Source organism: Parasutterella sp. St.1A3 (assembly GCF_059728705.1).
Genome location: NZ_BAAGFK010000001.1, coordinates 634,453 through 652,463, shown reverse-complemented (window position 1 = coordinate 652,463; position 18,011 = coordinate 634,453). Strand labels below are relative to the sequence as shown.

General features: G+C 50.5%; 17 protein-coding genes and 1 pseudogene. 10 read left to right on the top strand and 8 right to left on the bottom strand.

What is annotated here, in order from left to right:
- Position 1: 1 nt before the first annotated feature.
- The 3 genes from dnaG to rpsU all read right to left on the bottom strand — a co-directional run bounded on the left by dnaG (position 2) and on the right by rpsU (position 2,753).
- Positions 2-1,951: a DNA primase gene (gene dnaG / locus AC6I1F_RS03005; protein WP_160336028.1), complete on the bottom strand. Its 1,950-nt coding sequence runs from the start codon at positions 1,949-1,951 to the stop codon at positions 2-4.
- Between the two features lie 109 nt (positions 1,952-2,060).
- Positions 2,061-2,507 carry a GatB/YqeY domain-containing protein gene (locus AC6I1F_RS03000; protein ID WP_160336029.1) on the bottom strand — a complete coding sequence of 149 codons (447 nt, stop codon included), beginning with the start codon at positions 2,505-2,507 and terminating at the stop codon, positions 2,061-2,063.
- A 33-nt stretch (positions 2,508-2,540) separates the two neighbouring features.
- Positions 2,541-2,753 carry a 30S ribosomal protein S21 gene (gene rpsU, locus AC6I1F_RS02995; RefSeq protein ID WP_008811706.1) on the bottom strand — a complete coding sequence of 71 codons (213 nt, stop codon included), beginning with the start codon at positions 2,751-2,753 and terminating at the stop codon, positions 2,541-2,543.
- A 259-nt stretch (positions 2,754-3,012) separates the two neighbouring features.
- Between rpsU and AC6I1F_RS02990 the strand changes: the two genes are divergently transcribed.
- A complete protein-coding gene (locus tag AC6I1F_RS02990; RefSeq protein WP_160334974.1) occupies positions 3,013-3,705 on the top strand; it encodes an AAA family ATPase in 693 nt (230 codons plus the stop codon).
- Positions 3,706-3,778: 73 nt separating this feature from the next.
- A complete protein-coding gene (tsaD, locus tag AC6I1F_RS02985) occupies positions 3,779-4,810 on the top strand; it encodes a tRNA (adenosine(37)-N6)-threonylcarbamoyltransferase complex transferase subunit TsaD (RefSeq protein ID WP_160334973.1) in 1,032 nt (343 codons plus the stop codon).
- 12 nt (positions 4,811-4,822) lie between these two features.
- On the opposite strand, the gene ybaK is transcribed toward tsaD, so the two are convergent.
- From ybaK to ispH, 3 genes and pseudogenes are all read right to left on the bottom strand, one after another.
- A complete protein-coding gene (gene ybaK / locus AC6I1F_RS02980) occupies positions 4,823-5,314 on the bottom strand; it encodes a Cys-tRNA(Pro) deacylase (RefSeq protein ID WP_160334972.1) in 492 nt (163 codons plus the stop codon).
- On the bottom strand, positions 5,307-5,738 hold the full coding sequence (locus AC6I1F_RS02975; RefSeq protein ID WP_255453139.1) for a methylated-DNA--[protein]-cysteine S-methyltransferase: 432 nt from the start codon (positions 5,736-5,738) through the stop codon (positions 5,307-5,309). Before AC6I1F_RS02975 ends, ybaK begins: the two co-directional genes overlap by 8 nt.
- A gap of 63 nt (positions 5,739-5,801) precedes the next feature.
- Positions 5,802-6,725, bottom strand: a pseudogene (ispH, locus tag AC6I1F_RS02970) (4-hydroxy-3-methylbut-2-enyl diphosphate reductase); the annotation flags it as partial.
- 333 nt (positions 6,726-7,058) lie between these two features.
- Here ispH and rpmB point away from each other — a divergent pair.
- From rpmB to AC6I1F_RS02935, 7 genes are all read left to right on the top strand, one after another.
- Positions 7,059-7,292, top strand: a complete 234-nt coding sequence (rpmB, locus tag AC6I1F_RS02965) for a 50S ribosomal protein L28 (RefSeq protein ID WP_008811700.1) — start codon at positions 7,059-7,061, stop codon at positions 7,290-7,292.
- A 12-nt stretch (positions 7,293-7,304) separates the two neighbouring features.
- Positions 7,305-7,472, top strand: coding sequence for a 50S ribosomal protein L33 (gene rpmG / locus AC6I1F_RS02960; protein WP_160334970.1), 168 nt, complete (start codon positions 7,305-7,307; stop codon positions 7,470-7,472).
- 170 nt (positions 7,473-7,642) lie between these two features.
- The gene (locus tag AC6I1F_RS02955; protein ID WP_160334969.1) at positions 7,643-10,156 is read left to right on the top strand and encodes a sensor histidine kinase; all 2,514 of its coding nucleotides are present in this window, start codon (positions 7,643-7,645) and stop codon (positions 10,154-10,156) included.
- Positions 10,157-10,166: 10 nt separating this feature from the next.
- The gene (locus AC6I1F_RS02950; protein ID WP_160334968.1) at positions 10,167-10,883 is read left to right on the top strand and encodes a response regulator transcription factor; all 717 of its coding nucleotides are present in this window, start codon (positions 10,167-10,169) and stop codon (positions 10,881-10,883) included.
- Positions 10,884-11,015: 132 nt separating this feature from the next.
- On the top strand, positions 11,016-12,299 hold the full coding sequence (locus tag AC6I1F_RS02945; protein WP_290432747.1) for a citrate transporter: 1,284 nt from the start codon (positions 11,016-11,018) through the stop codon (positions 12,297-12,299).
- A 40-nt stretch (positions 12,300-12,339) separates the two neighbouring features.
- Positions 12,340-13,554: a hypothetical protein gene (locus AC6I1F_RS02940; protein WP_202074549.1), complete on the top strand. Its 1,215-nt coding sequence runs from the start codon at positions 12,340-12,342 to the stop codon at positions 13,552-13,554.
- A gap of 22 nt (positions 13,555-13,576) precedes the next feature.
- Positions 13,577-14,572, top strand: a complete 996-nt coding sequence (locus AC6I1F_RS02935; RefSeq protein ID WP_160334966.1) for an asparaginase — start codon at positions 13,577-13,579, stop codon at positions 14,570-14,572.
- 70 nt (positions 14,573-14,642) lie between these two features.
- Here AC6I1F_RS02935 and AC6I1F_RS02930 read toward each other — a convergent pair whose 3' ends face one another.
- Positions 14,643-16,181, bottom strand: coding sequence for an RsmB/NOP family class I SAM-dependent RNA methyltransferase (locus AC6I1F_RS02930; protein ID WP_160334965.1), 1,539 nt, complete (start codon positions 16,179-16,181; stop codon positions 14,643-14,645).
- A 26-nt stretch (positions 16,182-16,207) separates the two neighbouring features.
- Positions 16,208-16,861: a phosphoribosylglycinamide formyltransferase gene (gene purN / locus AC6I1F_RS02925; RefSeq protein WP_160334964.1), complete on the bottom strand. Its 654-nt coding sequence runs from the start codon at positions 16,859-16,861 to the stop codon at positions 16,208-16,210.
- A 192-nt stretch (positions 16,862-17,053) separates the two neighbouring features.
- On the opposite strand from purN, the gene AC6I1F_RS02920 reads away from it, so the two are divergent.
- A complete protein-coding gene (locus AC6I1F_RS02920) occupies positions 17,054-18,001 on the top strand; it encodes a bifunctional riboflavin kinase/FAD synthetase (protein WP_160334963.1) in 948 nt (315 codons plus the stop codon).
- The last annotated feature ends 10 nt before the right edge of the window (positions 18,002-18,011 follow it).

Here is an 18,011-nt window from a genome sequence, read left to right as displayed (position 1 = left end):
TTTACCTTGTCCTAAACGTCAGTTCCTCGTTAATTTTTCTGTCAGTATCTCTTATTTCCTGGCTCAGCTGCTTATTGACGCCAAGCAGTGACTGGAAAAGCTGACGCTGCTCCTGTGTCAGCGAATTACCTGAACACAGCGCCTTTCGCTGCTGCTCCACCTTTTCAAATTCAATCTGCAGAAATATTCTTTTGGTTTCCAGTCGAGCAAGACTTAAAGGTGTGCGCAGAGTTCTGCCTCTTTCAGAAGCGCTTTTAATATCCTTATCTTCGCCGTCAGCAAGCAGGAGTGTCTGGAGAATATTTCTGATTTTCTCCATCTCGGATTCAAACACTTCCTCCTCTGAGGGAGACGGAAGTCCGCCAAGAGAAGACAGAAGCGAATCGCCGTTATCATCTTCCTGACATATCTTCTGCAGTACCTTAAAAATTTTATCTGACGGTCCGAGTTCTCCGGAACTGAGATGCTCGGTAGCAGCCCCCTCAAATTCCAGAGCGAGTTGGGGATAGCGCAGAAAATTCCGCAAAAGCACAAGGATCGGTGTCTCAGGTTTAGGCGGAAGCGTCTTACCCGAACTCGGGGTATTGAATCTTTGCGCACCGAACCCGCCTTTGCCGAATCGGACTGATGCGCCGTTTCTGAAACCGCTTGGTCTCGGAGCGATCGGCGCGACTTTTTCAAATCCGAAATAGCGTGCCAGCTGATCTGTATCTTTGTATCCGGCAGCCGTTGCAATTCGTTCAATCAGTCCGTCGCGCAGCAGCACGCTTTTTGTTTTACGAATATAAGGAGCGGCCGCATCGAGAAAAGCACCCTTGTCTTCAAGAATAGACAAATCCAACCCTCGGGAGGTCGATTCAATTAAATAACTCGATAAAGGCAGGCCCTGAGATATCAGCTTCTCAAACGCTTCCGGACCCTGATTTTTCACAAGGCTGTCCGGATCTTCTCCTTCCGGCAGGAAGACAAACACCGCTTTCTGAGCGTCTTCCAGAAGCGGAAGACAAATATCCATCGCGCGCAGCGCCGCCTTACGACCGGCCGTGTCGCCGTCGAAAGAAAATATAATGTGGTCCGTCATTTTCAGCAGACGTTCCACATGTTCGGATCGTATCGCCGTCCCCAACGGAGCGCAGGACTCCCCGAAGCCGGCCTGCGAAAGCTGAATGGCGTCCATCTGACCTTCAACCACAATGACGCGTTTCTTTTCCTGAATGCTTCTTCGCGCTTCGTAGAGGCCGAAAACTTCTTTGCCTTTAGTAAAGATCGGGGTGTCGCCTGTGTTGATGTACTTAGGCTCCTCGCCAATCATGGTTCGGGCGCTAAAGGCGATAATTTGTCCGCGAATGTTGCGGATCGGGAACATCAGACGGTTTCTGAAGAAGTCATAAAAACTGCCGCCGTTCCCTTCTCTTTGCAGCCCGGCGTCGATCAGCAGTTTTCTGTCATCAGGGGAAAAGACCGAGTCAAGGTTATGCCAGCCGTCGGGCGCAAAACCGATGCCGAATTTTTCAAGCGTTTCATCTGTCAGTCCTCGGTCTTTGATGTACTTTTGGGCCGCGGAATTGTCCAGGAAGCGATTACGGTAATACTTCTGAGCCCTTTCCATGATATCCGTGAGTCTCGGTTTCTCCGGATTTCGGTTGAAAGTCGATTTACCGTCATAGACAACCTTCACTCCGCATTCCTGGGCAAGCTTCTCCACAGCGTCCGGGAACGGAAGATTCTCGTACTTCATAATGAAGCCGATCGCGTTGCCGTGTTCTCCGCAGCCGAAGCAATGAAATATCTGCTTATCTCTGCTTACTGAAAAGCTCGGGCTTTTCTCGTTGTGGAAAGGACAGCAGGCCCAGCCGTTTGCACCCTTGGACTGCAGCGGCACTCGGCGGTTCACAACCTCATAGATATCCGCCCGTTCCAAAAGCTCTCGGATGAAGGTCTGCGATATCAATTCAAACTCCTATTTTTACCGAGCACCGTGCCCGCAACCTATCGTTTTGACAAAACAAAAAGCCCCGTCGGCGTAAAAACCTTCGAGGCTTTAATTTATGAGATCGGACTTACTGAGTCAGCTTTGCTTTAATCAAGGCAGATACTCTGCCCATATCAGCTTTGCCTGCGACTTTGGGCTTCACCAAGCCCATTGCCTTACCCATCGCAGCCATTCCGCCGAGTCCGGCGCCTGCCAGAACCTCATCGATAACGGCTTCGAGTTCCGAATCTGAAAGCTGAGCCGGAAGGTAGACCTTAAAAAACTCGATCTCTGCAGCCTCTTTTGCGGCCAAATCTTCACGACCGCCTTTAGTGTACTGCTCAACAGAGTCATTTCTCTGCTTAATCAGCTTTGCGATAATCTGCTGGATCGCGGCGTCATCGGCAACGATCTGCCCATCCACTTCTTTCTGTTTAATTGAAGAAAGAAGCATACGCAAGGCACTCAGTTTTTCCTTCTCATGAGCGCGCATCGCGTCGCGCATGTCAGAAGTGATCTGATCCTTAATACTCATAGCCTTCTCTCAATAAAACTCACTAAAAGCCGATTAGTACAGCTTCTTCGGGAGCATCATGCTGCGAAGACGCTTGTAGTGACGCTTGATAGCGGCAGCTTTTTTGCGCTTGCGTTCAGCTGTGGGTTTTTCATAAAACTCACGAGCGCGGAGTTCTGTCAGGAGACCGCTCTTTTCGATCGTGCGTTTAAAGCGACGAAGAGCGACTTCAAAAGGTTCGTTTTCTTTAACACGGATTGTGGGCATCTAGCACCTAAACTTAAAAAACTGTTTAAAAGATTACTGTGAGTATGCGTTGAGCAAAAATACGCTCCCATACTCGAAAGAGGACAATTCTAATGCATTTTTAATTTCTTTGCCGCAACAACCGTCCGAAAAGTAACAATATTTGAGCAGTATGAAGGCAGAAAGCGCTCTGTTTTTATGTGCAAAATGGGTTGAAAGTTCCGATGTTCACTTCCTCGGCCGCCAAAATGTACGGCAGTCACTGAATTAGGAGCGTCTGATGGATGATTTAAATGATTACTCATGGTGTGCTTTTTATCCCGCTGCCGCTAGAGCGCTTTGTTCCTATCAAAACAAACGGGCAGCCCTGCTTAAAGAACTCTATGAAGCGCTGCCTGCGGAAACTGGTTATCTGCATGATCCCGAGCGCAAGCCTCTCAAAGACATTGATCCGTTTTCTGTTTTCGGCATCCTGAATCGACACATCAGTCAGAAGAAAAAGACAGAAACCGCCGAAGCCTTTAAAAGGATTTTCGGCTTAAAAGAGCCGGTTCCGCATAACTACCACGGCATTCCGCCGCTCAGCAATGAAAACTCCATGTTTTTCGGATTCAAAGACGGACAGACTGAGAAAGACATTGACAATCTTTGGCAGTTTTTTATTTCCGTACTTAACGACGAGAGCTGTGTCGGAGTGCAGTTTGACGAGATGACCGCACATCAGTACGGCATTAAATTCAATCTAACCATCGGCATGTATTGGATCCGACCGGAAAAATATTTCCCTTTAGATACTCCGAGCAGAGCGTTCCTTGAGCGTCACGGAATCAAGTGCTCCTCGACAAGCGTCCCGGCCTTTAAGGATTACGAGCAAATCTGTACCGGCGTACGTGACCTTCTCCCAAGCCTTCCGAACAAGCCGAAGAGTTTTGCGCAGGTCACCAGAGGAATCTATCTCTCGCTTCAGAAATAGCGCGTTGGTCTTTCGATCCGACAGCGAGCGTCTTAGAATGTTTGCTGTCTAACTTCTTACATTGATAAAAGAGATGCTGATACTAGGAATTGAATCTTCCTGTGATGAAACCGGGGTAGCGCTTTACGATCCCGAAAAAGGACTGCTTGCCGACGCTCTGCACTCTCAGATCGAGATGCATCGTCTTTACGGCGGCGTGGTACCGGAACTCGCAAGCCGAGATCACATTCGAAGAGTCATCCCGCTCATCAACGCGGTGATGGACAAAGCCGGCAAAAAACCGTCCGACCTTTCCGCCGTTGCAGTTACCGAGGGCCCGGGTTTAGCCGGAGCACTCCTTGTCGGCAATTCTGTCGCGCACGGCATCGGATTTGCGCTCGGAGTTCCCGTGATCGGCATCCATCACTTGGAAGGACACCTGCTCTCTCCGCTGCTGTCGGACAATCCACCGAAGTTTCCTTTTATCGCGCTTTTAGTTTCCGGCGGTCATACCCAGCTCATGGAAGTCAAAGGGCTCGGTGAGTACAGCGTCATAGGAGAGACGCTTGACGATGCGGTCGGCGAAGCCTTTGACAAGACTGCTCAGGCGCTTGGCAAGGCTTATCCGGGCGGTCCTGCAGTCTCGGCAATGGCGGATATGGGACAGTCCGGCGTCATCGACCTGCCGCGCCCTCTGCTTCATTCGCCCGACTGCAACTTCAGCTTCTCCGGTCTTAAGACCGCAGTCATGAACACCATCCGCAAACACAGCGGTCCTCTGACCGATGAGTACAAGAACGACTTGGCAAGAGCGTTTGTGGATTCAGTGACAGAAGTTTTGGTTGCAAAGAGCCTGCGCGCGCTCAAGTATTACGGGTATAAATCTTTGGTTGTCGCGGGCGGCGTCAGCGCCAACAAGCAGCTGAGAGAGGCTTTAAGATCAGCCTGCGGCAAAAGAGGCGTTAAGGTTTACTTCCCGCCGGCCGCGCTCTGCACGGACAACGGCGCAATGATCGCGGCTGCCGCAGCCGCGCATCTGAAAGAGATTTCGGAAGGCGCTTCCGAAAAAGAGGATGGCTTTTCAATCAAGCCCCGCTGGTCACTTGAAGAGTCCGGCAGGGCATGATTTACAACTGAGTTATTTCTCGATGGCGCATTCCACTTGGACTGCGCCAAGTTTTTCTGTCAGCACTGAAGGCTGAATCTTGACATTAAATCCTCTTCTTCCGCCGTTGATATAAATGAACGGCAGATCAAGGATCGTTTTTTCGACATAAATCGGCATGTGTTTCTTTGTGCCGAATGGGGACGTTCCGCCCACCTGATAGCCGGAATTCTTTTCAGCGATATTGGGCTTGCAGGGTTCAATATGCTTGCAGCCAACCTGTCGCGCGAGATTCTTTGTTGAAACTTCCCGATCTCCGTGCATCAGGATAACCAGAGGTTTTTCGTGCTCGTCCTGCATAATGAGTGTCTTCACGACCTGATGTTCATCCACTCCGAAGCATTTCGCAGCCTGTTCCGTGCCGCCGTGATCAATGTACTCATAAACACCCTCTTCGAAAGGGACTCCGTTTTTTTTGAGCCAAACAGTTGCCGGCGTGGCCGATACATGTTCTTTCTTACTCACTTGAAGCTCCACTGTAATGTTTTTCGTGATTCAAGAGCCATAATTTAATCGAAACATCTTCGGCTTTATGGTTAAAGCCGCCCGAATTGCCCTTACCGACCACTCGGTGGCAAGGAACAAAGATCGGCAGAGGATTATCGCCGCAGGCTCCACCCACCGCTCTCGGGCCGGAATGAATTTTCTCGGCAAGCGCTCCGTACGTCATTGTCTCGCCCGGTTCAATTTCAGAGATCACCTTCCAGACTTTCTGTCTGAAAGCGGTTCCACCCACACTCGGCTTCCAGCCTTTTACCGCAGCGATATCGCCGCTCAAATACTTCTGAAGCGCTTTGACTGCCGGATGATTTCCGTACTGATCCAGATTGGTCTCGCAGGGCTGAGTGCTCAGACTGACTCGGGAAAGCTGTCCGTCCTGAAAATCCATTCGAATACTGCCAAACGGCGCGGAGATCTGCGCACTCGGTATTTTTGCGGCATTGTCCACATCTTTCTGCCAGAGTCCTTTGGGAAGCGGAAACTTGACATCTTCAGGCGTTCCGCCAAGCGTTCTCACCTCATCGGCGCCCAAGTCTCTCAGTCTGTCGACAATCTCCTCTACGAGAATTTCCGGAGCGCTTGCTCCCGCGGTAATCCCGACATTTTCCACGCCTTCAAACCATGTTGAATCGATTTCCTCGGCATCATCAAGCAGATAAGCTTTTGCACCGGCGCCTTCGGCAACTTCCCGAAGGCGGTTGGAGTTCGAGCTGGATTTAGAGCCCACAACCAAGACCAGGTCCACCTCTTTTGCGAGCGCCTTAACCGCATCCTGACGATTTTGCGTCGCATAGCAAATATCCGCTTTCTTAGGTTCTACAACTTTAGGGAAGCGCTTCTTTAATTCATCGATGACCCGTCTGGCGTCGTCGTATGAAATTGTTGTCTGGCTGACATAAGAGACTTTTTCCGGATCTTCGACTTTCAGATCCCAGACCTGCTTGGGCTTTTCCACGACTTCAATCGCGGAAGGAACCTGACCGACCGTACCTTCAACTTCAGGGTGGCCGCGGTGTCCGATCATCACGATTTGGTAGCCTCCTCGATGCATTTTGCTGACTTCAGCGTGCACTTTAGTGACAAGAGGGCAAGTCGCGTCATAGATGATGAGATCTCTTGAGCGAGCCTCTTCCTCCACCGCTTTAGGCACGCCGTGGGCCGAGAAAACCACAACAGAGCCGTCCGGGACTTCCGAGACTTCGTTTACAAAGATTGAGCCTTTTTCACGAAGCGTGCTGACCACATGTTTGTTGTGCACGATTTCGTGCCGCACATAGATTGGCGCGCCGTGCACAATCAATGCTCTTTCGACAATCGCGATCGCGCGGTCAACGCCCGCGCAAAAGCCTCTGGGTTCCGCAAGAAGAATCTTCATCTTTCCACTCTGAGTATTCAATGTTCAGATATCATATTCAATCTGACGATCTTTGTTTCGTACCGATCGTCTTTTCTGTCCGCACATCTTTGCAAGAAGATGTGAAAAAAAATAAACACCACTCAGCTCTGCCGACAGGCCTGCCGGCCTTTAAATCGACTGCACAGCGAGAGCTCGCAAAGCATTTTCCTCAGTGCCTTTCAGAGGATATTTCTAACTGTCTTGTGCAAAAAGAGAAAAAAGTCAGTATAATCTCGGTTTTTGGTCCTCCCCGAGCGTATTTTTTCGGCGCGAGGAAAGTTTTATAACAGTTATTATTCTGGAGAGTTAGCGATGGCACGAGTGTGTCAAGTCACCGGCAAGGCTCCCATGGTTGGCAATCGCGTCTCGCACGCGAATAACAAGACCAAGCGCCGCTTTATGCCCAATCTGCAGTACCGCCGTTTTTGGGTTGAAAGCGAAAATCGCTGGGTTCGTTTGAGAGTTACAAACGCTGCACTGCGTACGATTGATAAGAACGGCATTGAAGCTGTTCTGGCGGACCTTCGCGCCCGCGGCGAAATCTAATAGGAGTTCACCATGGCGAAAGGAATCCGTGAAAAAATCAAGCTGGCTTCCACTGCTGGAACCGGCCATTTCTATACAACCACGAAGAACAAACGTAATCAGAGTGGCAAAATGGAAATGTCTAAGTACGATCCGGTTGCTCGTAAGCATGTGATCTACAAAGAAACCAAACTGAAGTAATTCAGACTTTGGGTAAAAACCGAAGCTTCGGCTTCGGTTTTTTTTGCCTTTGAGAAACGACCCTAGGCAAATATTTTGGCGTGCGCTCTGAAAATTGGAATAATATCGTCTGAACTCAGCTCCGGGGCCTCTTCCGAAATTCCTCCTCAGAAGACGCAGATAACAGCAACATGACCGATAAGCCAAAGAATTTCTCTGTTCCGCTTCCAACAGAAGTCGATGTCAAAGTAGAAGAAAATGTTATTCAGAAAGACTTCAGCGGCTACCTAACCAGAGCGCTTGCGTGGACGGCGCTAACTCCGCTGTTCATGCTCGGTTTCATGCATTTCAGTCAGCTGATGAATGCCACAGAAATCAATGATTGGCGTCAGATTGAAATCACTCGGCAGCTGTCCAATCGAATTTCCGAAGAAATTTACAGCCTTGCTAATTTCCTAAAGACAAGCGGAAATATCATCCGAGCTGAAGATATCCCGGTCAGGAGCACTGAAGCTCTTTTCGGAGAGAGCGCTAAATATCAAAAACTTTTTGATATCTCTGTTCTGAATTCAGAAGAGTCTCATGAAATTGAAAGTCCTTCTTCTGCCGATGCAGCTCCAATCGGCAAAAAAAAATCTTTCATCCGCGTCGACGATCGAGGTAATTTTTGCATTCGAGAACCCGTCACGGAGAAAAGCGGAAAGAAGCTGCTTCTTCAGGGATGCATCTCTCAAAAAAAGTTTTCCGAAATCATTGCTGAAACGATTCGCTCCGAGCCTTTCACGGTTCAGCTTTTCACAAATAACAACAGAAGCATCTTTCAGGAATCCCTGAACACCAAAAAACAATACGCTCCGTTCGTTCCGACGGAAGCTTTTATGTCAGTTGTCCGATCTCATCTTCTTTCTCCGCATCCGCTATGGCGAACCGATCAGGTTCGCAACAACTCTCAGGTTTTATCGGCCTCTTCAGTTAAAGCGACCGGATGGCTGCTTGTCGTCGGGCAGCCGGTCGCTGTTAGAGATGAACAGCTCTCATCATCGCTTTTAACCTCCGGAGCTTTTCTTATTCTCGGCCTGATCGGCACATTCGTCGTCGGCTCTTTCCTAGGGACGCGACTTACGCGCAGCGTCGAATGCGTTATTGAGCAGCTTGAGGAATTCAAAAAAAACAACCGAGTGGTTACACCATCTGCGGAAAGATTTAAATACGCACCGCTTGAGCTGCAGACCGTTTCCAAACAATTCAAAAGTTTGGCGCAGGCCGTAGTCAGCAGCCAGGAAAAACTTAAGCTGTCCAACGAAACGCTGACCGAACAGGTCAATCTTCGAACGGCTTCACTCAACAAGAGAAACGAAGAGCTGAAGAGCCTGCAGCTGCTGCTTGCTCCGCTGGAAGAACCGCCAAAAATCGTTATCGGCAAGACGATTGAACGATTCAAAGAAATCCTATCCCTGGAAGTGCTCTATTTCACAGACGCGGAAAAAATACCGAATGCGGAAAACTACATCGCCGTCAAATCTTCGGCAAATGAAGTCCTAGGCTATCTCTGTTTTGCAACGGTTCCGGGGCAGGAACAGGCCTCGGTATTTTCCTCGATTCTTCGTCTTGCGCGTTCGATTTCCATTGTGCTCGACAACGAAAATATGTTTCGTTCCATCAAAGTCGATCACTCCCGCTTCACCGCATTAATGGAATCCATGAGCGAAGGAGTCATCCTTATCGGACAATCAGGCAGTTTTCTTTTCTTTAACAAAAAGGCGGAAAACCTACTCGGCATTACTGAGCAAACGCCGTTAAATAGTGTTGAGGCTTATCTCTCAGAGGGCTTTAGGACCCTTTTTTCAGCAAACGCAGATGAAGCACACCTTATTCCGCATGAACCCGGCGTCACAAGAAGACTCGTCAGCAAGACCGATTCAGACTTTTTCCTGGAGATCTCAACATTCATTGTTCCCCACTTTCAGGGCTATGGTCAGCGAATGGGGCTTATTATTCGCGACATCTCAAAGGAGATGTCAATCGAGCGCATGAAGGGGAACTTAGTGTCCATCGTGGCTCATGAACTAAAAACACCGATCACCACAATGCGTCTTCAGGCAGAAACGCTTGATCGAATGATTTCAAACGGCAGGCCGGAGGACGCAAAAGAACTGATCGGCGATATGCTTTCTGAAAGTACACGGCTGCAGAATCTCATTTCCGACTGGCTTGATGTGTCAAGAATCGAAGCCGGCGCTTTAGTGATTCGTCCGAAGGTCCAGTCTCTGGGCGTGCTGCTGCGCATGGCAGAAAAAGTTGTGAAGCAGCACTACCCGGATCTGAAGATTGAGACCAATATCGACAAAGACGCTCAGTGTATTCTGGTTGACAAAGACAGGATACTTCAGGTGTTCATCAACATTCTGGATAATGCGGCCCGATACCGTTCTTCGGATTCCCCGATCTGTCTTGTCAGCTCCTCTCTGAAAGGAAAAGAAATCGAGGTTTCTTTCTCAGACAACGGAGTCGGAGTCCCGCCGACACATCTGTCAAAGATTTTCGATACTTTTTATCAAGTGGACATGAGCAACCGCAGAAAAGTCGGAGGAACCGGCCTAGGTCTGGCGATTTGCCGAGGCATTATGGCAGCCCACGGAGGAAGGATCTGGGCTGAGTGTCACAGCGGTAAAGGAATCACAATTAAACTACGCTTTCACTTGTAACTCAAATATTATGAGCAGACCACTAATCCTCATCATCGATGATGAAAGCAAAATCAGAAGACTTGTTGCAGCCAACCTTGAGCTGGAAGGATTCGACGTCGTTTCTGCGGGCGACGGTCAGCAGGGTTTGGAAATCTTCCAAAGAGCCGCCGAGAAACCGGACTTAATCCTTCTTGACCTTATGATGCCGGAAATGGACGGAATGACTTTCCTCAGGAAACTCAGAGCCTTCTCCAATACTCCAGTCATTATCCTTTCTGCAAAAGATGAGCGACCGACTGTTATTGAAGGCTTCAGAATCGGCGCGGACGATTTCATCGCCAAACCGTTCTATCTTCAGGAACTGCTCGAAAGAATTCGTGCTGTTCTAAGAAGATGCACTCGATCGACCGTTCCATATACGCATGCGGATTCGCAGACACTTAAGTCAGGGAAAATCCATCTGCAGCCTTCAAAAAGACAATGCTTTGTCGGCGAAACTGCAGTAAAGCTTACGGACACCGAATTTCGTCTTCTTCAGGAACTTGTTCGTCATGAAGGCGAAGTTCTCACTCATGAAAGGCTGCTGCGTCGTGTTTGGGGCGATGAGTACACGGGCGAAGTCCAGTACCTGCGCGTCACTTTTGCACGTATCCGACGCAAACTGGAAGCCGCGGGGTTGGACGGCGGAATCATCTCCTCTTATTCCAGTGTCGGCTACATTCTCTGCAGCTCTGAAGCAGACTGAACTAAGGGAAAATCTCTAGTCTTTGTAATTTTTTTGTAATTTTCCAAAAAGACAAATTTATCGAATTGTAACTTCCTGAGTGAATCATAGAAATTGGAAAGCTAAATTTCCATAACCCTAGGAGAAAACTCTATGACAACTCAAATGATTATCGCTCAGTGCCTTATGGTTCTGACGCTAGTCGTAATGATTACCGGCCTAACGCCTATTTACATTACGGCTATCACCGGCGCAGCCATTTCGGCCATCGTTGCCGGTTTCCCGCTTGCAGGAAACGCTCCGATGACGGTTGCAAAAATGATTAACTCCGGTTTGAATCCCGTCATTGCGGACATGACTGGCATCCTGCTGTTCATCGGCATTATGCAGGCGACCGGCTTCCTTGACGTGATCGTTCGCGACATCGTGCGCTGCGGCAACAAACTTGGCGGAGGTCCGGGCGTTTGTACCGCGGGCGGTATCGCTGCCGGCGTGATCGGCGCATTGACCGGTTTCACTCAGCCTGTTATCACAGCCGTCATTACCGGCCCTGCTGCAGTCCGCCTCGGCGTTGACCCGAACAAAGTCGCCGGTATTCAAGCTCACGCAGGCCACATCGGCAACTTAGCCGGCTTTACACACCCGACCCAAGTCGCCATTTTAGCAACCGCCGGCATTGGTTACGGTCTTTTCAACGTTCTCGGCTTAATCGCATCTCTCTCAATCTTCTTCATGTCTGCCCTTCGTGTCGTTCTCGACATGCATAAGAGAGGCGTTACCGTTTCGGAAGAAGACAGAATCGCAGTTATGAAAGAAATCAACGCGAAGGAATACAAGACGACTTCCTTCAAGGCCTTCTTCCCGTTCCTGATCCTTTTGGTCGGCTTTATTATGGGTCTTCCGATTTTCCTCGTCAGCCTGGTTTCCGCTCTTGTTGTTATGATCCTTGCTCATGAAAACATGAAGACTTCCGAGCAGAACATGATGAACGGTGTCGGCCTGATTGCTACTCCGTTGGTTGCCACGATCGGTTTCCTTTTCATGAGTACGGTTATCAAACAGGTCGGTTTAGTAGACACCATCTCTACCTTTGCCGGCCCGCTGCTCTCCTTCTCTCCGGTCGTTGCGATGTTTGCCGTCGCTTTCATCACCGGCTTTATGACTCAGTCTTATGCCGCTTCTGTTGCTGTTCTAGTTCCGTTCCTTCAGGTTGTTCTCGGTGCCGGCGCTGATCCGTTCGCCGCCGCGTTCGCTGCTGCTTCCGGCGCATCCCTGATCCAGTACTTCCTGACTGGCGGTCCGGTTGCCGCTCTTGCGACAGTCATTCCGGTAGTTCCCGGCTCCAACCTCAAGCAGGCCAACCTGTTCCAGCGTCCGTCCATCCTGTTCGGCTGCCTGGTTGCTTTCTGCATTACGCTTGCTTTAACAGTTTTCTAATTTAAATTACGGGGAGTCTTTTGACTCCCCCATACTGATCATGACAGCACTTTCTCCATCTAAATCTGCTTTCGGTACCTGCGGTATCGTCGGACATGCCGGCTGCGGACATGCCAACAGTCACCAAGGTTTCGTGCAGGACGATTCCGGCGGTCTCTCATGCGTTATCCGACTGCTTCAGAAAACCTTTGATATTGATCTGCGCATCGATTCGGTAAGCGCGAGAACAGGTTTAAATGGAGCTTATTTTGAAGTCACCACAAAAAGCGGAGGCATAGGAAAAGCCTTTGCAAGACGCGGCATCACGCCCGATGAGGCACGTCTTGCGCAGCAAATTATCGGCGCCGAAGCCGTCAACTCACAAACACTTGCCGTGCGCTGCTTCGGGCGAATTCTCGGACAGGGCGCAATGGAAGTACCGGTCGCTCTGCAGACCGCCATTGCTAACGCTTCAATGGACTCTTTCGCGAAGTCCTTCCCTGATCAATTTCTTTACGGGGAGGAAGAGATTGAAGGCAACTGCGGCAAAATTCTCGGTACCGTCATCGAAGCGGGAGGCTTTCCGACCTCTGTGCTGGCGCTCTCCAACGCGAGCATCGGCGGAATCGGACCGAATGAGGACATTGAAGGCAATGTCAATCTATTCGGCAAAAAAGAAATCATGCACAGACTGCGGCTTGATCAAATTCCGAGCATAGTGATTGAAGGCAAAGTGTGCGCCGAACCGGTCTCAGATGAGATTTCAGAAAATACATTCCTTGTACGCGGCAATGAGCAGGATGACAATCCGATTGTCGCGAAATGCGTAAAAGAAGCTGCCGAGATGCTCGGCTATCCGGTCCTTTATCGGCCGGAAATGCTGAAAAGAAGTCCTGACGCAATGCGAGGGCTCACTCACGAGAACGCTGTTTATATCGGCTCGCTGGCTAAGAAACTCGATGAAAGCAGCAGCGCTTTAGAAAAAGTTCAAATTGCAGCCGAACTCAATCGTTTCTGCAGTGAGGACCTCGGCGGCATCACATTCATGAGTGAAGAGATTCACAAAGTAATGGGCGGCGTCGGCTGTATACCCGGAAGCTCCTGCGTGCTGAGTCTCTTCATTCCTCGAGAAGAACTGCAGAAGGTTGTTCAGCCGACCCTTTCACTCGAGGATGTCGATCGCTACGTCCGAATCTGTACTGAATCCGTTCCGATCATTAATCGGAATCTTGAAGCGGCGAGCAGGCTCTACAGCACTGTCGCAGAAAAGTTTTAGTTTGTTTCCCCTGGAGAAAGAAATGTCAGAAAAGAAAAAAGTTATTGTATTTACAACCGGCGGCACAATCGCCATGAAATTTGATCCTGCTGTGAACGGCTTGGTTCCTGCCGTCAGCGGCGCCGATCTGGCTGCGGCCGTCCCCGGTCTGGAAAAACTCGCCGACGTTGAAGTGCGCGAGTTCTCAAACCACGCTTCCTGCGCAATGACTCCGCAGAAAATGTTCGATCTTTCCGCAATGATTGAAAAAGCGCTGGAAGAAGACGGAGTCGCGGGCGCTGTTGTCACACACGGCACCGACACAGTCGAAGAAACCTCCTACATGCTTGATCTGCTGCATAAGAGTGAGAAACCGATTGTTCTCACCGCCGCAATGCGCGGAGCCGGCGATACAAGTCCTGACGGTCCTGCCAACATTTACTGCGCGGTAAAAACTGCCGCTTCCGATGAGGCAAGAGGCAAAGGCGTACTGCTGCTTCTGAATGAAACCATTCATGCCGCGGCACAGGTCCGCAAAACACATTCCGCCAACCCGGCAACGTTCGAATCTCCCTGGTGGGGTCCCATCGGCTACTGTGATGTCGACCGAGTCGTCTTCAGACGTGAACCAATCGGCCGCCAGACATTCAGTCCCAAAGCTTTGACCGCACGCGTTGATATCGTTACCGGACAGACCGGCGTCGGCAGAGAGTACATTGATTTTGCTGTCGCTCAGGGCTGCAAAGGCATCATTTTGGAAGGCTTCGGACGCGGCAACCTCCCGGCAGTTTTAGAGCCCGGCATTAAAGACGCCAGCGATAAAGGCGTTGTCGTCGTGATCTCCACTCGTACTCCCGGCGGACGTCCTTACCAGGTCTATGCCTATCCCGGCTCGGTAACCGACAGCCGCAATAACGGCGCCATTCACGGCGGAGAACTTTCAACGGCGAAGACTCGTCTGAAATTGATGGTTATTCTCTCCGAGCGTCCTGAATTAGCTAACAACAAGCTCGAACTTGAAAAGCTGCTCGACGCGTAAGTTCTTACCGATCAAAAAACTACGGCCCTCCGAAGAGGGCCATAGTATGAAGGTTTAAGTCAGACAGCGACTATTCTTTTTGGACGCTCTCCTGAGCGTCGCCCTCCAAGGCAGGACTCTCCTTCTCCGTCCTGCCCTTTTTTTCATCCCTGCGCTGAAGCACGGCGCCAAAAAAGCCGTCTGTGCCGTTGAGCTGCGGAAGCATCACAAAGTATTCTCCAAACCGCTTCTTCTGATACGGAGAGATTTCAACGCCCTGCTTCTCAAGAATTTCATACGCATCCAGCAGTTCAAATTCCGGATTCTCCTCCAGGAATTCGCAGATGACACCCTGATTTTCGCGCTCCAGAATTGAGCAGGTCGCATACACAAGGCGGCCGCCTTTTTTCACCATCTTCGCAGCGGAACGAATGACGGACTTCTGAATACTGTTAATGCGTTCCAGTTCATCCTCGCCAAAGCGCCATTTCAAATCGGGATTGCGTCTATAGGTGCCGGTTCCGGAACACGGCGCATCCACAAGCACACGATCCATCTTCCCGTACAGGCGTTTAACGCGGCTGTCGTGCTCCGTTCGAATCACTGACGGATAAATGTTGGAAAGGCCCGCTCTGCGCATTCTCGGCTTTAATCCGCCCAGGCGCTTTTCATTCACGTCAAACGCATAGATGCGGCCGGTGGATTTCATCAGCGCGCCCAGCGCAAGTGTTTTGCCGCCGGCACCGGCACAAAAGTCGCAGACCATCTCGCCTCGTCTCGGCTGCACCAGACGCGCAATCAGCTGCGAGCCTTCGTCCTGAACTTCAACCAACCCGTCTTTATAAATCGGCCACTGCGTTAAAGCAGGCTTGATGTCCAGACGAACGCATTCCGGGGAATATTCACCTTTAACCGCCTTGACGTGATGTTTATCCAGCTCGGCTATCACATCGTCAACACCGGCCTTGAGCGTATTAACGCGCAGATCCAACGGAGCGCCCTGCTGCATGGCTTCAAAGAGCGCTTTGTGATCTGTGTACTGCACAACCGCAAGGTCATAGAGCCATTTCGGAACTTCAGCCTGAATCTCTTTAGGTGCTTTGCTGTCCTTGGGACGAAGCATATTCAGGAGCGTGTCTTTTTCCTTTCCGAGAATCTGATCACTGATCTTATCGACGCCGTACTGAAGCGCGAGTACGAGAAGCCCTGTAAGCCGCGGCGCCTTCACGGGCGTGACCGTTCCCATGCGCCAGGTAATCATGGAGAGATGCCGCAGACAGTAATAAATCGCCTCGGCAATAATTGTTCTTTCTCTCGGTCCGAGATGACGCGCTTCTCTAAAGTAAAGGCTCATCAGCACGTCCGCAGGTCCGTCAAGCTTCAGGATCTTGCGCAGCGCGCGGCCGAGTTCATCGACGACCAGGGAAGTGATGCGCACTTCTCCGGGATGCGAACTCAGCATTCTCGGATTCGGTGCCTTGTTAGGATCGTGCGTGTGTCTCTGTTCGGGAGACATCTTCGCGAGACGTTCCTTCGCCGCTCTCTGACGATCGGTTAATTTGCGCTTGGGCGCGTCGCTTCTTCTTCCTCTGGAAAAAGAAAACCGTGATCTTTCTGCTCTTTCTGCCATTTCTGCTCCTATGCGACGGACACGTCTTACTGCGCCAAAATAGCAAGCTCTCTGCTCGCCTCTTCGTCCATCAGCACTTTATTTCCATCCAATTTCACGCGGCCGCTCGCAACAAGGCGCACGGCTCGCGGATAAAGAACATGCTCCTGCACCAGTACGCGGGCGGCTAATATTTCAGGCGTGTCATTTGCCAAAACCGGTACCGTGGCCTGACCGACAATCGGTCCGCCGTCCAGTTCGGCCGATACAAAGTGAACAGTAACACCGTGAACGCGCACGCCGGCCTGAAGTGCCCTTTCGTGGGTATGAAGTCCGGTAAAAAGCGGAAGAAGCGCCGGATGAATGTTAAGAATTCTGCCGCTGAAGCGATCTACAAAGTACGGGGTCAATACGCGCATAAAGCCGGCAAGCACGATCAGATCAGCGCCGAACTCGTCGCAGGCGTCTGCGAGATCCTTTTCAAAAGCGCCTCGGCTTTCATAGCCCTTGTGATCAACCACTTTGGAAGGAATGCCGACGGAGGCCGCGTATTCAAGTCCTTTGGCATCAGCGCGGTTGGAAATCACGCCGCTGATATATAAACCGTATTTTTCAGCCCAGTTCTCACGAACGCTCGCTTCATATACAGACTTGAAATTACTGCCCCTTCCCGAAATAAGGACAACTATATTTTTTTTCATCGCTACGCACCAAGAGTAAAACAGTGAGATTGTGCCACGTTCATAAGCATTTTCACTCACTTTCCGCTACTGACGCTTCAAGTTTATTTTGCTGTTTTTTCAAAGCGATCTCAGCCTCTTTTATAATTGTTCTTTTGTGTGCATTAAAGGGCGGTGTGCGCCTGTCTCAGCAGCGCGCGCCCGGAGGTTTGGATGAAAAAAGTTTTTAGAGGGCTGCCTAAGCCGGAAGATCGGCTTGACTGCGCTTTAGCGATCGGCAATTTTGACGGTGTGCACCGCGGCCACCAAGCGCTTCTTCACGAAGTGGTAGATGCGGCTCGTGCTCGTCTGCTTTGTCCGGCCGTTCTGACCTTTGAGCCTCATCCGAGAGAATACTTTAACCCCGACGACGCTCCGCGCCGCATCCTGAGTCTTCATGACAAGGTGGAAGCTATCCAGGCCTGCGGCATCGAACGCGTTTACATTCTTAAGTTCGAACCGCATCTTGCTTCGCTTTCGCCTTATGAATTCGTCCGTGAGATTCTTGTCGACGGACTGCACGCCCGCTGGGTTACTGTCGGTGAGAATTTCCGCTTCGGCGCCAAACGAGCCGGAGATATCAAACTGCTGGAAAGCTTAGGGAAGGAATTTCATTTCGAAGTTCATCCGATGCCGATGCTTTATCACTCTGTCGCGCCGATCTCGAGCTCTCGAATTCGGCACGCTTTGGCTGAAGGCGACATCCCGTCTGCCAACTACATGCTCGGCCGTCCTTATATGATCAGCGGCCGCGTGCTTCACGGCAAGGAAATCGGCAGAACGATCGGCTTTCCGACAATGAATCAGCGCATTTTGCCGCCTTACTCCAAATCGAAACCCGCGATCGAAGGCGTATACGCCGTCAAAGTTCACGGCATCGGGCCGAGACCGATTGAAGGCGTCGCCTGTGTCGGCAGACGTCCCACCGTCATCGATCACGGAGAGTATCTGCTGGAAACACACTTGTTTAACTACCACGGAGACCTTTATGACCAGGTTCTCAAAGTGGAATTTTTTGCAAAGATTCGGGAAGAGAAGAAATTCAATTCCCTTGAAGAGCTGAGAGCTGCGATCGAAGAAGACCAGCGCAAAGCAAAACAAATCTTAGGATTATCCGTTTAACCTTGAAGAG

What these genes read in the sequence shown, in the direction of transcription:
- AC6I1F_RS02920 (WP_160334963.1), top strand. Translation starts at nt 17,054, where the DNA reads ATGAAAAAAGTTTTTAGAGGGCTGCCTAAGCCGGAAGATCGGCTTGAC.
- rpmB (WP_008811700.1), top strand. Translation starts at nt 7,059, where the DNA reads ATGGCACGAGTGTGTCAAGTCACCGGCAAGGCTCCCATGGTTGGCAAT.
- AC6I1F_RS02935 (WP_160334966.1), top strand. Translation starts at nt 13,577, where the DNA reads ATGTCAGAAAAGAAAAAAGTTATTGTATTTACAACCGGCGGCACAATC.
- AC6I1F_RS02950 (WP_160334968.1), top strand. Translation starts at nt 10,167, where the DNA reads ATGAGCAGACCACTAATCCTCATCATCGATGATGAAAGCAAAATCAGA.
- AC6I1F_RS02930 (WP_160334965.1), bottom strand. Translation starts at nt 16,181, where the DNA reads ATGGCAGAAAGAGCAGAAAGATCACGGTTTTCTTTTTCCAGAGGAAGA.
- AC6I1F_RS02975 (WP_255453139.1), bottom strand. Translation starts at nt 5,738, where the DNA reads ATGGATTTTCAGGACGGACAGCTTTCCCGAGTCAGTCTGAGCACTCAG.
- rpsU (WP_008811706.1), bottom strand. Translation starts at nt 2,753, where the DNA reads ATGCCCACAATCCGTGTTAAAGAAAACGAACCTTTTGAAGTCGCTCTT.
- AC6I1F_RS02990 (WP_160334974.1), top strand. Translation starts at nt 3,013, where the DNA reads ATGGATGATTTAAATGATTACTCATGGTGTGCTTTTTATCCCGCTGCC.
- AC6I1F_RS02945 (WP_290432747.1), top strand. Translation starts at nt 11,016, where the DNA reads ATGACAACTCAAATGATTATCGCTCAGTGCCTTATGGTTCTGACGCTA.
- AC6I1F_RS02940 (WP_202074549.1), top strand. Translation starts at nt 12,340, where the DNA reads ATGACAGCACTTTCTCCATCTAAATCTGCTTTCGGTACCTGCGGTATC.
- rpmG (WP_160334970.1), top strand. Translation starts at nt 7,305, where the DNA reads ATGGCGAAAGGAATCCGTGAAAAAATCAAGCTGGCTTCCACTGCTGGA.
- AC6I1F_RS03000 (WP_160336029.1), bottom strand. Translation starts at nt 2,507, where the DNA reads ATGAGTATTAAGGATCAGATCACTTCTGACATGCGCGACGCGATGCGC.
- AC6I1F_RS02955 (WP_160334969.1), top strand. Translation starts at nt 7,643, where the DNA reads ATGACCGATAAGCCAAAGAATTTCTCTGTTCCGCTTCCAACAGAAGTC.
- tsaD (WP_160334973.1), top strand. Translation starts at nt 3,779, where the DNA reads ATGCTGATACTAGGAATTGAATCTTCCTGTGATGAAACCGGGGTAGCG.
- purN (WP_160334964.1), bottom strand. Translation starts at nt 16,861, where the DNA reads ATGAAAAAAAATATAGTTGTCCTTATTTCGGGAAGGGGCAGTAATTTC.